The organism is Ectopseudomonas toyotomiensis (assembly GCF_900115695.1).
Lineage (GTDB): Bacteria > Pseudomonadota > Gammaproteobacteria > Pseudomonadales > Pseudomonadaceae > Aquipseudomonas > Aquipseudomonas toyotomiensis.
In genome coordinates this window covers 14,738-29,261 of sequence record NZ_FOXK01000019.1, presented here as the reverse complement: position 1 = coordinate 29,261, position 14,524 = coordinate 14,738, and the positions used below count along the sequence as shown (strand labels likewise).

At 61.1% G+C, this 14,524-nt stretch carries 13 protein-coding genes; 7 read left to right on the top strand and 6 right to left on the bottom strand.

Features of this window, described 5'->3' with window-relative positions; genetic code table 11:
• Positions 1–18: 18 nt before the first annotated feature.
• Positions 19–801, bottom strand: a complete 783-nt coding sequence (locus BM186_RS25295; protein WP_074919144.1) for a MetQ/NlpA family ABC transporter substrate-binding protein — start codon at positions 799–801, stop codon at positions 19–21.
• A 224-nt stretch (positions 802–1,025) separates the two neighbouring features.
• On the opposite strand from BM186_RS25295, the gene BM186_RS25290 reads away from it, so the two are divergent.
• The 4 genes from BM186_RS25290 to tcyN all read left to right on the top strand — a co-directional run bounded on the left by BM186_RS25290 (position 1,026) and on the right by tcyN (position 4,319).
• Positions 1,026–2,018 carry a D-cysteine desulfhydrase gene (locus tag BM186_RS25290; protein ID WP_074919142.1) on the top strand — a complete coding sequence of 331 codons (993 nt, stop codon included), beginning with the start codon at positions 1,026–1,028 and terminating at the stop codon, positions 2,016–2,018.
• Between the two features lie 83 nt (positions 2,019–2,101).
• Positions 2,102–2,899 (top strand): cystine ABC transporter substrate-binding protein, encoded by a 798-nt coding sequence (tcyJ, locus tag BM186_RS25285; RefSeq protein WP_074919140.1) that lies wholly within the window; start codon positions 2,102–2,104, stop codon positions 2,897–2,899.
• Entirely contained in the window at positions 2,896–3,564 is a 669-nt protein-coding gene (tcyL, locus tag BM186_RS25280) for a cystine ABC transporter permease (RefSeq protein WP_045735909.1), read from the top strand. Before tcyJ ends, tcyL begins: the two co-directional genes overlap by 4 nt.
• Positions 3,564–4,319: an L-cystine ABC transporter ATP-binding protein TcyN gene (tcyN, locus tag BM186_RS25275; protein ID WP_074919138.1), complete on the top strand. Its 756-nt coding sequence runs from the start codon at positions 3,564–3,566 to the stop codon at positions 4,317–4,319. The genes tcyL and tcyN overlap by 1 nt, the downstream gene beginning before the upstream one ends.
• Before the next feature lie 223 nt (positions 4,320–4,542).
• Here the strand turns inward: tcyN and BM186_RS25270 are convergent, their stop codons facing one another.
• Positions 4,543–5,466 (bottom strand): LysR family transcriptional regulator, encoded by a 924-nt coding sequence (locus BM186_RS25270; protein ID WP_074919136.1) that lies wholly within the window; start codon positions 5,464–5,466, stop codon positions 4,543–4,545.
• Between the two features lie 137 nt (positions 5,467–5,603).
• Here BM186_RS25270 and BM186_RS25265 point away from each other — a divergent pair, with 137 nt between their 5' ends.
• The 3 genes from BM186_RS25265 (at position 5,604) to BM186_RS25255 (ending at position 8,943) form a co-directional block, all read left to right on the top strand.
• The gene (locus BM186_RS25265; protein ID WP_074919134.1) at positions 5,604–6,734 is read left to right on the top strand and encodes a metallophosphoesterase; all 1,131 of its coding nucleotides are present in this window, start codon (positions 5,604–5,606) and stop codon (positions 6,732–6,734) included.
• 21 nt (positions 6,735–6,755) lie between these two features.
• Positions 6,756–7,619, top strand: a complete 864-nt coding sequence (locus tag BM186_RS25260) for an SDR family NAD(P)-dependent oxidoreductase (protein WP_074919131.1) — start codon at positions 6,756–6,758, stop codon at positions 7,617–7,619.
• A gap of 94 nt (positions 7,620–7,713) precedes the next feature.
• Entirely contained in the window at positions 7,714–8,943 is a 1,230-nt protein-coding gene (locus BM186_RS25255) for an MFS transporter (protein ID WP_074919129.1), read from the top strand.
• A gap of 481 nt (positions 8,944–9,424) precedes the next feature.
• On the opposite strand, the gene BM186_RS25250 is transcribed toward BM186_RS25255, so the two are convergent.
• The 4 genes from BM186_RS25250 to BM186_RS25235 all read right to left on the bottom strand — a co-directional run bounded on the left by BM186_RS25250 (position 9,425) and on the right by BM186_RS25235 (position 14,137).
• Positions 9,425–10,270: an alpha/beta hydrolase gene (locus tag BM186_RS25250; protein WP_241519902.1), complete on the bottom strand. Its 846-nt coding sequence runs from the start codon at positions 10,268–10,270 to the stop codon at positions 9,425–9,427.
• Positions 10,267–12,636, bottom strand: a complete 2,370-nt coding sequence (locus tag BM186_RS25245) for a TonB-dependent siderophore receptor (protein ID WP_074919127.1) — start codon at positions 12,634–12,636, stop codon at positions 10,267–10,269. The genes BM186_RS25250 and BM186_RS25245 overlap by 4 nt, the downstream gene beginning before the upstream one ends.
• 65 nt (positions 12,637–12,701) lie before the next feature.
• Positions 12,702–13,619 carry a DUF4880 domain-containing protein gene (locus tag BM186_RS25240; protein ID WP_074919124.1) on the bottom strand — a complete coding sequence of 306 codons (918 nt, stop codon included), beginning with the start codon at positions 13,617–13,619 and terminating at the stop codon, positions 12,702–12,704.
• Complete coding sequence (locus BM186_RS25235) at positions 13,619–14,137, bottom strand: sigma-70 family RNA polymerase sigma factor (protein WP_074919122.1); 519 nt, start codon at positions 14,135–14,137, stop codon at positions 13,619–13,621. Before BM186_RS25235 ends, BM186_RS25240 begins: the two co-directional genes overlap by 1 nt.
• Positions 14,138–14,524: the final 387 nt, after the last annotated feature.

Sequence of the window (14,524 nt, the reverse complement as noted above, 5' to 3'; positions counted from 1 at the left end):
GCCGCCTTACAGTTTCAATCAGAAGGCCGGCAGTACCGCACCGTCATAACGCTTCTCGATGAAGGCCTTCACTTGCGGGCTGGTCAGCGCGGCGGAAAGCTTCTTGATCGCCTCGCTGTCCTGGTTGTCCGGGCGGGCCACCAGATAGTTGACGTAAGGCGAGTCGCTGCCTTCGATCGCCAACGCATCGCGCTTGGGATTGAGCTTGGCCTCCAGCGCGTAGTTAGTGTTGATCAGCGCCAGATCGACCTGATTCAGCACGCGCGGTACGGTGGCCGCCTCCAGCTCGCGGAACTTGAAGTTGCGCGGGTTATCGACGATGTCGCGCGGCAGTGCCTGGGCGCTGGTGGGATCCTTGAGGGTCAGCAGGCCGGCTTTCTGCAACAGCAGCAGCGCACGGCCGGTGGTGCTGACTTCGTTGGGGATAGCGATGGTGGCGCCGTTCGGCAATTCGTCGAGGGACTTGTACTTGGCCGAATAGGCGCCGAAGGGTTCGACGTGCACGCCCTGCACGATCACCAGCTCGGTACCGCGCTGCGTATTGAAGGTGTCCAGGTACGGCTTGGTCTGGAAGTAGTTGGCATCCAGATTCTTCTGGCTCACCTGCAGGTTGGGTTGAACGTAGTCGGTGAAGACCTTGATATCCAGATCCACGCCTTGTTTGGCCAGCTCGGGCTTGATCAGTTCGAGGATTTCGGCGTGCGGCACCGGGGTAGCGGCAACGCTCAATTTTTCGCCCGCCTGGGCCAGGGAGGCAGTCAGGGCAGCGGCCAGGGCAGTCAGCAGCAGGGGCTTCTTCATGATGTCCTTGTTCTCGGTTTATGGCACCGGCTGGATCGACAGCCCGGCGCGTTTGGCAGGCGCCCGGCGGATAGGCCGGGCTGGGCGCAACAGTACGGAGAAACATTTATGCCATAAAATAACTATTAATTATCTTCTTATACCCAAAATAATCTTCCACTGCTGCTTGTGAGCCCAGCCTCCTCCCACCTAGAGTGAAAAGCCTTCGCTCCCTGGAGGCTCCCATGCTCACCGCCGCCCTCGCCCGCTTCCCCCGTCTGCAACTGATCCCTCAGGCCACCGCCCTGCAGCATTTGCCACGTCTGTCCCAGCACCTGGACCGCGATATCTGGATCAAACGCGACGACCTCACCCCGTTGGCGCTCGGCGGCAACAAGGCACGCAAGCTCGAATATCTCGCCGCCGATGCGCAGGCCAAGGGGGCCGATGTGCTGGTCACGGCCGGCGCCATCCAGTCCAACCATGTGCGGCAAACCGCAGCGGTCGCCGCGCAGCTCGGCCTGGGCTGCCTGGCCCTGCTGGAAAACCCTATCGACAGCCAGAGCGACGACTACCTGGGCAACGGCAATCGCCTGCTGCTGGATCTGTTTGGCGCCGAGGTGGAAAACGTCGCCAACCTGGACAACGCCGACCAACTGCTGGAGGCCGCCTGCCAACGCCTCAGCGCAACCGGGCGTCATCCCTATCTGGTACCCATCGGCGGCTCCAATGCCCTGGGCGCACTCGGCTACGTGCGTGGCGGGCTGGAACTGGCTGAGCAGATCGCCGCCAGCGGCCAGAACTTCGCCGCCGTGGTGCTGGCCTCCGGCAGCGCCGGCACCCATGCCGGGCTGGCCCTGGCGCTGGAAAGTGCACGCCCCGGCACGCGCGTGATCGGCGTCACCGTTTCACGTAGCGAGGCGGCACAAAAGCCCAAAGTGGAGGGTCTACTCCAGCGCACCGCTGAACTGCTAGGTGTGGAGATGCCGCAAGGATTGAACCTGGAGCTATGGGACGCCTATTTCGCCCCGCGCTATGGCGAAGCGAACGCCGCCGGCCTGGAGGCCATCAGCCTGCTGGCGCGCCTGGAAGCGATCCTGCTCGACCCGGTCTACACTGGCAAAGCCTTCGCCGGGCTGCTCGATGGCCTCAAGCGTGGCGCCTTCCCAGGCAACGGACCGCTGCTGTTCCTGCACACAGGCGGCTCGCCGGCCCTCTTCGCCTACAAACAAAAATGAATATATAGATAATTTTTAATTATTTAGAAGCATAATAATTTCCACCTAGAGTGGCGCCACCTTCCCACTTGCATGAGGTCACCATGACATTCTCCACCCTGCGTCGCCATTTCCTCTTCGCTAGCCTGGCTCTCATGTTGGGCGCCAGCCTCAGCGCACCGAGCTTCGCCGCCGAGCTGCTCGATGACATCAAGGCCCGCGGCGCCATCAAGGTCGGCCTTGAAGGCACCTACCCGCCCTTCAACTACCAGGACGCCAGCGGCAAGCTGACCGGCTTCGAAGTGGAGCTGGCCGAGGCGCTGGCCAAGGAGATTGGCGTCAAGGTCGAGTTCCAGCCGACCAAGTGGGACGGCATCCTCGCCGCGCTGGAATCCAAGCGCCTTGACGTGGTGATCAACCAGGTGACCATCTCCGACGAGCGCAAGAAGAAATACGATTTCTCTACCCCCTACACCGTCTCCGGCATCCAGGCACTGACCCGCAAGGCCGATGGCGAGAGCATCAAGAACGCCCAGGACCTGGCCGGCAAGAAAGTCGGCGTAGGCCTTGGCACCAACTACGAACAGTGGCTGAAAGACAACGTGCCGCAAGCCGACATCCGCACCTACGATGACGACCCGACCAAATTCCAGGATCTCAATGTCGGCCGCATCGACGTGATCCTGGTAGATCGCCTCGCCGCCTTCGAGATGGTCGAGAAAACCGGTGGCCGTTTGGCCGTGGCCGGCGACGCCTTCTCCCGCCAGGAGGCTGGCATCGCCATGCGCAAGGGCAACCCCGCCCTGCTCGCCGCCATCGACCAGGCGCTGGCCAATCTGAGTGCCGACGGCACTCTCAAGCAACTTTCCGAGAAATGGTTCAAGGCTGACGTCACCCGATGATCGAGTCCGCCCTTCAGCTGGCTCTGGAGTCCGCGCCCTTTCTGCTCAAGGGCGCCTACTACACGGTCGTACTCAGCCTGGGCGGCATGTTCTTCGGCCTGCTGCTGGGCTTCGCCCTCGCCGTCGGACGCCTGTATGGGCCAGCGCCACTGCGCTGGCTCACCCGCCTCTATGTCTCCTTCTTTCGTGGCACGCCGCTGCTGGTGCAGCTGTTCCTGATCTACTACGGCCTGCCGCAGCTGGGCATCCAGCTCGACCCGCTGCCCGCGGCGCTGATCGGCTTCTCGCTGAACATGGCCGCCTACACCTCGGAGATTCTCCGCGCGGCCATCGCCTCCATCGACCGCGGCCAATGGGAAGCGGCCGCCAGCATCGGCATGAGCAAGACGCAGACCCTGTACCGCGCCATTCTCCCGCAGGCGGCGCGCACCGCGCTGCCGCCCTTGGGCAACAGCTTCATTTCCCTGGTCAAGGACACCGCCCTAGCCGCCACCATCCAGGTGCCGGAACTGTTCCGTCAGGCGCAGTTGATCACCGCGCGCACCTTCGAGATTTTCACCATGTACCTGGCGGCCGCGCTGATCTACTGGGCGCTGGCCAGCATCCTCGCGCACTTCCAGGCGCGCCTTGAGGCCAGGGTCAACCGGCACGAGCAGGACAACTGATGATTTCCGTGCGCAATCTGCGAAAAGCCTTCGGCAGCAACGAAGTACTCAAGGGCATCGACCTGGACGTCGCCGCCGGCGAAGTGGTCGCCATCATCGGCCCCAGCGGCTCGGGCAAGACCACCCTGCTGCGCTGCCTCAACCTGCTGGAGCAACCCAGCGCCGGGCAGATCACCGTGGGCGATATCCATATCGATGCGGATAAACCGCTCAAGGGCCAGCAGAAGCTCATCCGCCAACTGCGCCAGCAGGCCGGCTTCGTGTTCCAGAACTTCAACCTGTTCCCCCACCGTACGGCACTGGAAAACGTCATCGAAGGCCCGGTACAGGTGAAGAAGGAGCCGCGCGATGCAGCCCTCGCCCATGCCCGTGCCCTGCTCGCCAAGGTGGGCCTGAGCGGCAAGGAAGACGCCTACCCCAAACGTCTTTCCGGCGGCCAGCAACAGCGCGTGGCCATCGCCCGTACCCTGGCCATGCGCCCGCAGGTGATCCTCTTCGACGAACCCACCTCGGCACTCGACCCCGAGCTGGTGGGCGAAGTGCTGACCACCATCCGTGATCTGGCCGAAGAAAAACGCACCATGGTCATCGTCACCCACGAAATGGCCTTCGCCCGCGATGTGGCGGACCGGGCGATCTTCATCGACCAGGGGCACATCGTCGAACAGGGCCCGGCCAAGACCCTGTTTACCGCGCCCCAACACGAACGCACGCGGCAGTTCCTCAGCAAGTTTCTGCTCGACCGCTCGCTTTAGTCAGTCACAGGCACATGCCTTTCACCTTATCTCCTGGCGGCCCGATTGAGCGCGCTGCTCCACCCGCAGCTGCGGGGAATGCATTGAGCAATTGCCGGTAGGACAGACTGAGGCAAGAGCGGGAGTAAGCGCGATTTTTGGGCTGCTTGCGGCCAATAGCGGACAGTCCTATCAACCAGTTCGGTAGCGTCACCCGGTAAAGCAAATAGTCGAAGAGGGCGACCTACCAGCTACCCGACTCTGTACGCAGTAGATCAATCAGCTCTCGCAAACCTGGAGGCATTTGCCGGCGGCCTGGGTAGTAGATGTGGAATGCTGGCTCAATGGGTGCCCAGTCAGGTAGTACGACCTGGAGCTCTCCTCGCGAGATGTAATCTGCAATGCGCTCCTCAGGGCAGTACGTAATGCCTCTGTCCGATAGCGCCATCTGAATACCAAACTCGGTTTCGTTCACACAAAGCTGACCGGGTACCTCAATCACTCGGTGATCGCCTTCCCTCTCGAAGTCCCAGCGATAGATGACACCTTGCCCAGTCCGAATCTGAATGCAGTTATGGTTCTTCAGATCCTCCGGCACTAGGATCCGCGATGTCCGGTTTAGGTAGCGAGGCGATGCCGCTGCAACCCAGCGCAGCTGTTCGCTGATGGGCACAGCAATAAAGTCTTCAGCGATCGTCCCGCCATACCTGATGCCTGCATCAAATCCAGCAGCCAGGATGTCCACCATCCGATCATCTACTGCGACCTCGACTGACACATCCGGATAGGCCTCCAGGTACTTCGGCAGCCACCGATTGAAGAGCAGTCGTGCGCCGTCACTGAGGACGTTGATCCGCAGGCGACCTGCAGGACGGTCGCGATGCCGATCAACTTCCGCCAGCGCACCTCCAATCTCCTGAAAGCCAACTGCCAGGCGTTTTGCCAAGCTCGCACCGGCATCTGTAGGAGAGACAGTGCGGCTGGTTCGGTTGAGCAGCCTAACGCCCAAACGAGTCTCCAGATTTCGAATGGAGTGGCTGAGCGCGGAAGTGGTAATTCCCAGTTCAACGGCTGCCTTGGAGAAGCTGCGATGGCTCTCTACTGCAAGGAAGGAGTTCAGATCAGCCAAATCAGCTCGTGACAACTTTGTGGTCGGGAGTAGCGGCATCGGGGCGGCCTCAATGTTGAGTACTACTCAATGGTACATGGAGAAAGCCTAAACAAATCGACTCCATCTACAGCGTACCATTAACAAAATTCAACGATGGTTGATCTGAGTCCATCATCCCTGGAAGAGCTGCTCCTGTGTTTCACGTCTATCTTGGCCTTGCTTACCTATACGTCCTGTGGCGTTTCATCCTCCCGTTACCGATCTCAAAGGGCGGACGTACTGCCCTGGCTGCCGTTCTGCTCGTGGTATCGAAGTACCACCTGATTCAGATCTGGGTATTCGGAACCATGTTCTCACCCGAGATGCCGCGGTGGGCAGTGCTTGTCGCCGGTTGGACTTTCTGCTCGTTCGTTCTGTTGTTCGTCTTTGTGGTGCTGGCAGATCTGGCCAACGGCGTTCTGTCAGTCCTGCGCGTACGTGCAGCCAAAAAGTTGGTAGGACCCAGCAGTCGGTACCTGGCCGCATCTTTCGCCCTTCTTCTGTCGGCATTTGGCGTGTACCAAGCGGTGCAGGTGCCAGGCGTTCGCACAGTGGAAGTGAGGATCAAGAATCTGCCACAAACGATGGATGGCCTACGCGTGGTGCAACTGACAGATCTGCACATCAGCAAACTCTTTCAGGCGCCATGGGTAGATGCAGTTGTTGCCCGTACCAACGCGCTTGATCCCGACCTGATTCTGTTCACAGGCGATCTGATTGACGGGACAACAACTGATCGCAAGCTCGATGTAGCCCCGCTGGCAGGACTGAGGGCTAGCCTCGGCATCATCGGCATTCCAGGAAATCACGAGTACTACTTCAACGAGCCTCAGTGGCGTGCCGAGTTCGAGCGCCTCGGCATGCGGATGCTGCTGAACGAGCACGTAGTGATTGGAGCCGGCACCGAGTCGCTCGTCATAGCCGGTCTCACCGACGAAGCTGCCGCTCAGTTCGGGATGGCTGGGCCGAACCTGAATGCCGCGCTCAGGGGAGTGCCAGAAGCTGCTCCCATCATCCTCCTCAAGCATCGACCAGCTGGCGCAGATCGCTCTGCCCAGGCAGGCATAGCACTCCAGCTCTCCGGTCACACCCACGGGGGAATGATCAAGGGACTGGATCGGATAGGCCGCTATGCCAACGAAGGTTTCGTCTCCGGCGCTTACCAGGTGGGGGCGATGACGCTCTATACGAGCAATGGAGCTGGTCTCTGGAATGGATTCCCCATTCGTCTCGGCGTGCCAGCTGAGATCACCGAACTAATTCTTCGCGTGGATTCGTCCACCTAATCCCAACCCAGGAGATTGCCCATGGATCATCCCGCTATCCGTCATAACGGAGTTGCGGTCATCACCGGCGCTGCAGTCGGGATCGGCTATGCAATTGCTAGTCGCCTATCCCAATTGGGGATGAAAGTTGTTCTATTCGATAAGGACCAGACCGCACTCGACGCTGCAGTACTGTCGCTGTACGGCAAGAACGCAGGTGCTCAGGTGACCATTGTCACTGGGGATGTAACGTCTCCAAGCGCATTGCAGGAACTGTTTACCGTGGCCCGAGAGTTCGGCGAAGTGTCTTTCGTGGTCAACAACGCTGCCATCCTGAAAGGGGCTGGCCCCTTGAACGACCAAGATCAGTGGCGCCAGACGATGGAGGTTAACTTCTGGGCTGTGTTGGTAGTTCAGCAGTTGTTCGTCGAATACCTGTTCACTCAGAACTTTCCAGCCGTAGTAGTGAATGTTGGCTCCAAGGAAGGAATTACCACCCCCCCAGGAAACACCGCCTATTCCGTCTCCAAGGTCGCCGTGAAGGTGCTGACCGAGCACCTTGAGCACGAGCTGCGCGAGCGCACAAATGGCCGCGTATCTGCTCACCTCCTGATTCCCGGCTACACGTTCACACCGATGAACTTTCCAGGGATGGCTGCAGGCTCTGCAAAGCCCAGCGCTCCTTGGACAGCCGATCAGGTTGTCGATCGCTTGCTGGAGGGATTGGCTCGTGGCGACTTCTACATCTTCTGCGAGGACAACGAAGTCAGTCGCGAGCTAGATCAGCGACGCATGCAGTGGAGCGCAGACGACCTTATCCACAACCGGCCTGCCTTATCTCGATGGCATCCCGAATACCGCGATCAGTTCAACACGTATATCGCTGATGTAGCCCCACCGCGCTAAACACCATCGACGCGCGCTGAATCGCAGCACTCTCTTACTGCTCCTTCGCACTGCCCACCCTTTGCAGGTGTGGGGATCTTTTTCCGAGAATTCCATGGCCACGATATCCAGCGCTTCACCGCATCCCTCAGACAGTTCAGAAATACACGCCCCACATGGAGTAGCAACTGCGATCGCTACCCTTGGGCTTGGAGGTCTTTTCATCGGCACCGGCGAGTTCGTTTCGATGAGTCTCTTGCCTGGCCTCGCCGAAAGTACTGGGGTGTCTATACCAACGGCAGGCAGCTACATCAGCGCGTATGCGCTGGGGGTGGTAGTCGGCGCTCCGCTGATCGCAATCCTCGCGGCACGCTCGTCTCGCAAAGCACTCCTGATTGCCCTCATTGCATTGTTTGCCATCGGTTACGCCACCAGTGCCGTTGCATGGGATCACTCCAGCCTGCTGGGTGCCCGCTTTTTAGCCGGCCTACCTCATGGCGCTTACTACGGTGTGGCCTGCCTGGTTGCTGCGGCCATGGTGGGTGAGGGGCGAAAGGCACAAGCGGCTGGATATGTAATGGCCGGTCTGGCGGCCGCCAACGTGATAGGTGTGCCCGCGGCGACCTGGATAGGTCAGACCTTCGGCTGGAGAACAGCGTTTGGATCTCTTGCAGTAGCCGGTATCGCCACAATGCTCTTGTTCTGGCTGTATGTTCCGTCGGTACCGCGTGATCCAAACGCCAGTCCTAAGGCCGAGATGAGCGGGCTCAAGCGGCCATTGATATGGCTAACGCTGGCAACTGCCTCTATCGGCTTCGGCGGCATGTTCGCGGTCTACAGCTACATCACTCCAACGCTGACAGAGGTAACTGGCTTCTCGATCAACCAGGTGCCGAGGGTGCTAGCCTTCTGGGGCGTTGGAATGATCGTCGGCAACTTGGTTGGTGGCTGGCTAGCGGACCGCGGTTTGGTCAGAGCCATCTTCGCCATCATGGTCTGGAACGTAGTTTTCCTAGCTTTGTTCTCTCTGTTCGCTCCGTCGAAAGTCGGGACGCTCGCGGTCCTGTTCCTAGTCGGTTGTGGCTTCGCTCTGGTACCCGCTCTCCAGGTTCGTTTGATGAATGTCGCCGGAGACGCACAGACACTTGCTGCCGCACTCAATCACAGCGCCTTCAACATCTCGAACGCGGTGGGAGCGAGCCTCGGAGGGATGTCTATCGCCATGGGTCTGGGCTGGTCATCAACAGGGGGGGTTGGAGCCCTGCTTGCGCTTCTAGGCATCGCGGTCATGGCCATTTCCGTAATGGTGGAAAGATCGGCAAGAACCACATTGCAAGCAAAGTGATCCGTTGATCACTGAACACCCCCAACTTCTGAGCAGTTTTGTTAATCCCCTAGTGAGGTAACCATGACGAACCACCAACCTATGATCGAGCTGTCCGACGGGAACCTGATTCCTCAACTAGGCCTGGGTGTCTGGCAAGCGAGCCAAGAGCAAGCCCGTACGGCCGTCAGCCAAGAGGGGTAACCGGGGACAGACCACGATATTGATGTACCCACCTGTCCGCTCACGGCGTTAAGCGCAGGCCAGGCTGGACGACGCCAACATTGTCCGGCTGTGGAGCAGTATGTTGATGAAGCGCCAGATTTACCCACCGGGAGCACAACGCCATGCCTTCGCACAGGGTTTCTCAGCCGAGCCCACCAGCGTTCGTGTTCACCCTTAGGTGGCGCGTACACGCGCCAGCCGCCTAGTCCATGCATGGATGCCGAATCAACCCGACTGGACCTCAACACACCCTGCTCAGCTCTAGATGCGGCGCTACTCAGTAGCGCCGTGTGCTCATCAGCTCTTCCAGCACCCGGGTGGTGACACGAAACGGGATCGACATATGGTCCTCGCCCGCCTCGAGCTGGAAATCACTGCGCAGACCGTACTGCGAGAGGGATTCCAGACGCAGCTGCAGTGAACGTACATCCTGAATTTCCTGCGGCATTTCACGGTCGCCCACCCACATGCTCAGGCTGCGGTGGGTCAGATCCAGTTCTCCTGCATGCGCTCGTTTGGTGAATGCCCGCTCATGCTCCAGCAGGTAGCGGTCACGCCACCACAGGCTGGGACTGATAGCGACCACATGCTGGAACAGCTGCGGCCGGGTAAACAACGCGTAGATGCCGAACATGCCACCGAAGGAATGGCCGACGAGGCTGATCTGGTCCTGATCGACCTTGAAGCGCTGGTTGCCCCGCGGCATGAGACGCTGCTCGATGAAATAGAGAAACAGGTCCTGACCACCTTGCGGTGGATCATTGCGCTCGGGCAGTTGCGGCGGCGACAGGTCGAACGCACGACGCTCGAAATCCAGCGGCGTGCTGCTGGGGTAGCCGATGGCGACGATAATCGCCTTGCGCCATTGCTTTTGCGCCCGCTTGGCTGCATGGAATGTCGGAAAGTAGGCATTGCCGTCGAGCAGATAGACCACCGGGTAACCGCCGGTGTAAGGCACATCGCCCTCCGGCAGGCTGACCATGATGCGGTAGTCACGGCCCTCGGCACTCGTCATCAGCCACTGTTCACTAGCGTCCAGATTGACCTGGTTGGCCTGGGCAGAGGCAAAACCACCCAGCACTAGCGCCGTTACGGCGCCGCGCAGCCAGCTCAGCGCACTCACCAGCTGTAGCTCAGGCTGGTGACCACGCTGCGCGCCTCGCCACGATAGCAATAGCCATCCTGACAGTTGACGTATTGCTTGTCGGTCAGGTTGCGGGCATTGACGGCTAGACGCACACCGTCCAGGTCGCCAGCGAAGTCGTAGTGCACCCCGGCGTCGAACAGGGTGTAGTCCTCGCTTTTCACCGTGTTCATGTTGTTGCCGTAGACGCTGCTGGTGTAGCGCGCGCCCGCACCGAAACCGAGACCAAGCGGTAGCTTGTAATCGAGCCACAGCGCCGCCATGTGGCGCGGCGTATTTTTCGGGTCCTTGCCCTGGTTGCCATCGTTGCTCTTGGTCACCTCGGAGTCGTTGTAGCTATAGCTGGCTGTCAGATGCAGGCGATCGCTGAGGTCGGCCACGGCCTCCAGCTCCAGACCACGTGATACCTGTTCGCCGGTCTGTACGGTGTTGAGCGGATCGAGTGGGTCGCGGGTCGAGACGTTCTCCTGCGTCAGGTGATAGAGCGACGCGGTGAACAGTGCACTGGTACCAGGCGGCTGGTACTTGAGGCCGATCTCGTACTGCTTGCCTTCGGTCGGTTTGAGCGGGCCGGCGGCGTTGCTGCCGCTCTGCGGCAGGAAGGACTCGGCATAGCTGGCATAGGGCGCCAATCCATTGTCGAACAGATACAACGCCCCCAGTTGATAGGTGGTAGCAGAGTCACTGCGCTTGCTATTGCTATCGCTCAGGTTGTCGCTGGTGCGCACATGCACCCAGTCGCGGCGCACGCCGGCCGACAGACGCCAGCGGTCGAGTTCGATCTGGTCCTGCAGGTAGATGCCGCTACGCTGGGTCAGGCTGTCCTGGTCAGCCAGCAAGGTGCCTGGACGACTGACCGGCTGGTGATAATCCGGTGCGTTGATGTCGATCGACGGCGCCGGCCCGGAGGCGTAAAGCACCGAACTGTCGAACCAGGCGTAATCCCAGCCAGTCAGCAGGGTGTGCTGCAGTTCGCCAGTGGCGAAACGGCTGACCAGGCGAGTGTCGCTGCTCACCGACTCCATATCCTCGTATACCCCGACGGCATAACGCTCCATCACCCCGTTGGTGATCGTGCCGTTGGGTTGCAGGTACTGGTTGGTGGTGTCCAGCTGGCCGTAACGCAGATTCTGCTGCAGGCTGAACGTGTCGTTGAAGGCGTGTTCGAACTCGTAGCCGAAGGTCCACTGACGCTGGCCGAGCTTGTCGAAGTACTCATCGCCCTGCCAGAAATCGGTGAGGCGGTTACCGTCGTGATAGAGCATTGGCGAGGCGGCGGTCTCGCGCTCCTGATATTGCGCGAGCAGGGTCAAGCTGGTGGCCGGATCGATCTGCCAGCTCAGCGACGGCGCCAGCATGCGCACGTCATTGTTCAGCTGTTCGATGTCGTAGTGGGCGTCACGATAGACGCCGACGGTGCGAAACAGCACATCGCCCGCCTCGTCCAGCTTGCCGCCAACATCGAACTGCCCTTGCCGGTGATCGTGATTACCGGCCTGGATTTCCACCTGACTCTTCGCCTGCAGGCTGGGCCGCTTGCTCACCCGGTTGACCATGCCGCCGGGGCTGATCTGCCCGTACAACACCGAAGCCGGGCCCTTGAGCACCTCGATGCGCTCCAGGGCGTAGGCCTCCGTGCCGTAGATCGACAACCAGCCGTTGTAGGGCTGGCGCAGACCGTCGAGGAAGTCAGCGGACATGGTGGTGTCGAAACCGCGGATGTTGATCTGATCGAAGCGCGGATCGAGCCCCGAGCCGCCGGTACGTACGCCAGCGCTATAGGCCACGGCGTCTTCGACGCGATCGACCTTGCGATCGGCGATCTGCCCGGCGGTGACCACACTGATGCTCTGCGCGGTCTGCAGAATCGGCAAATCGGTCTTGGTCGCCGTGCTGGCATTACTGGCGAAATAACCCGGCAGCGGCGCGAAAGCGCTTTGCGTCGGCGCGGCCTCGACAGTCACTGGCTGCAGCTGATAGCTGTCGTCGGCGCGTAGCGGCCGCACCACATAGCCGGACGCGGTCTTCTCGGCCACCAGCCCGGTGCCACCCAGAATCTGCGACAAGCCTTCCTCGACCGACTGTGCGCCTGCCGAGCCGGGGCTTACCCGTCCGCGGACTGTCTCCGGCGAGTACGACAAGGTGATGCCGACCCGCTCGGCATAGAGGCTCAGCGTTTGATCCAGCGCCCCACCCGGTACATCAGCAGCGGACGCACGCGGCGCCGGCTCGGCCGCCAGCAACGCGGGGCTGGTGGCTGCGCCGCATAGCGCCAGGGCGATACAAATGGCAGTGGACAGCTTGCGCGGTTGCAGGCACGACGGCAGAGAGCAGGTAGAGCGCATGAGGGTATCCATTCAGGGAGTGATCACCCCTAACCGGATGAGCCGCCAAAGTCCGACAAAAATTTTTAAGCGATGGGCACAACGCGCACCCACCAACGGGTTCGCTCGACCAGCGCCACCGGCAACAGATGGGTGATGTTGCGCAACATCAGTTCAGGCTCAGCGAGGCGGAACACACCGGACAGGCGCAGGTCGGCCACCGCCGGATCGCAGCCCAGCCAGCCGTGCCGGTAGCGCCCCGCCTCGGCGAGAAAATCCACCAGGCGAATGTCGTTGACCACCAGCAGCCCGCGTGTCCAGGCGAAGGGATCGAGTGCGCCTCGCCCCAGCGGACTCATGCCCCTGGCCGATACCGCCAGCCCTTCGCCGGCCAGCAACTGACGCTGCCCCGCCGCGGCGCGAACCAAAACCTCACCCTGCGCCACCCGTATTTCGCTGCGGTTGTCGTACTCGCGCACCGACATGCGCGCGCGGTGCCCCACGCACTCGGCAAAGGCGCAACGTAGTTGCCATTGCGCGCCCTCGACCAGCGCTTCACCGCTACGCAACAGGAGCTCCTGGTCGTGAACATCGATTGAGCTACCGGTGTTGAGCAGCACCTCGACATCACCCGGCAGCTCGAGCCGCCGTGTTTCGCCGGTGGCCGTGGCGAAGTCAGTGCGCCACACCGGCGCCGAGGCCGCCGCCAGCAGCGTAGCGCTACCGGCCGTCAAACCGAGCAGCTTGAGCATCCGGCGCCGACTCAGATCCGCCTCGGCCCGCTGCAACAAGGGAATGGCCTGCGCCGCATCGCCCAGCGGATTCAGCCGAAACAGCCCGGCCATCTGCTGCAGGCGTTGCCAGGCCTGGTCGTGCTGTTCGTCTTGCGCCAGCCAGTCATGCAACTGGCGTTGCAGCTCGGCGCTGGCAGGCTCGGCGCGCAGGCGCATCTGCCATTCGATGGCCGCACGGACGATGGACTCGGAAGGCTGCCCGGCGGCCATCACGGCGCGGCTTCGAAGCACAGGCGATAGCAATGCAGCAAGGCATTGGATACATGCCGCTCAACGGTACGACTGGAAATGCCCAGTTGCCGCGCCACCTGCGCATGGTTGAGGCCGCCGAGCTGATACAGCAGAAACGCCTCGCGCACGGCGGGCTTCAACCCTTCGAGCAACTGCGCGATACGCTCCAGGGACTGCAAGGCCTCATAGCGAACCTCCGGCGACGGATGGCTCGCCTCGGGCAACAGCGCCAGGGCTTCGAGATACGCGCGCTCCAACGCATCGCGCCGCCAATGATCGATCACCAGGCCACGTGCGATACGCGCCAGCAAGGCACGAGGCGCCCGATTATCGACAGGCTGATCACGCACCAGCAGGCGCAGAAAGGTGTCCTGAACCAGATCCGCCGCCTGCTGCGAACAGCCGACCGAACGCCGCAGCCAGCCATGCAGCCAGCCCTGATGCGTGCCGTACAGCACCTCAAGGGGAATGATCGAATCGGTTTCGGACGGGGACATAAAGCGGCGCATACCAACAGACTGAAAACACCATGGACAAGCATGGCGACCGCTGCGAACATTAATAGCGAATCATTCTTATTACAAATTTTTCAGCTTGCGAAGCACCAGCCTTGCGAGTCAGGTCGTCCCACCTCGCCCTTTTCACCTAGCGGTGATCACTAAAATGACCGCCGCCTTGCCCCCTTTTATCTCGAGCGGCCCATGACGGGCTGTGGTTCGAAGTGCCAAGTGATACCATTGCGCGCTTCGACGTCGCCCTGAGCAGCACCAGGCCCCGGCGCCACGATGCCCGACACTCCCCCATGCCTCACCAGCCTATCGGCTCGTCTGCCGGCAGGGGCGTAGCGTTCACTCATATGCGCAGGTTCGTCTTCCTCGGTTCGG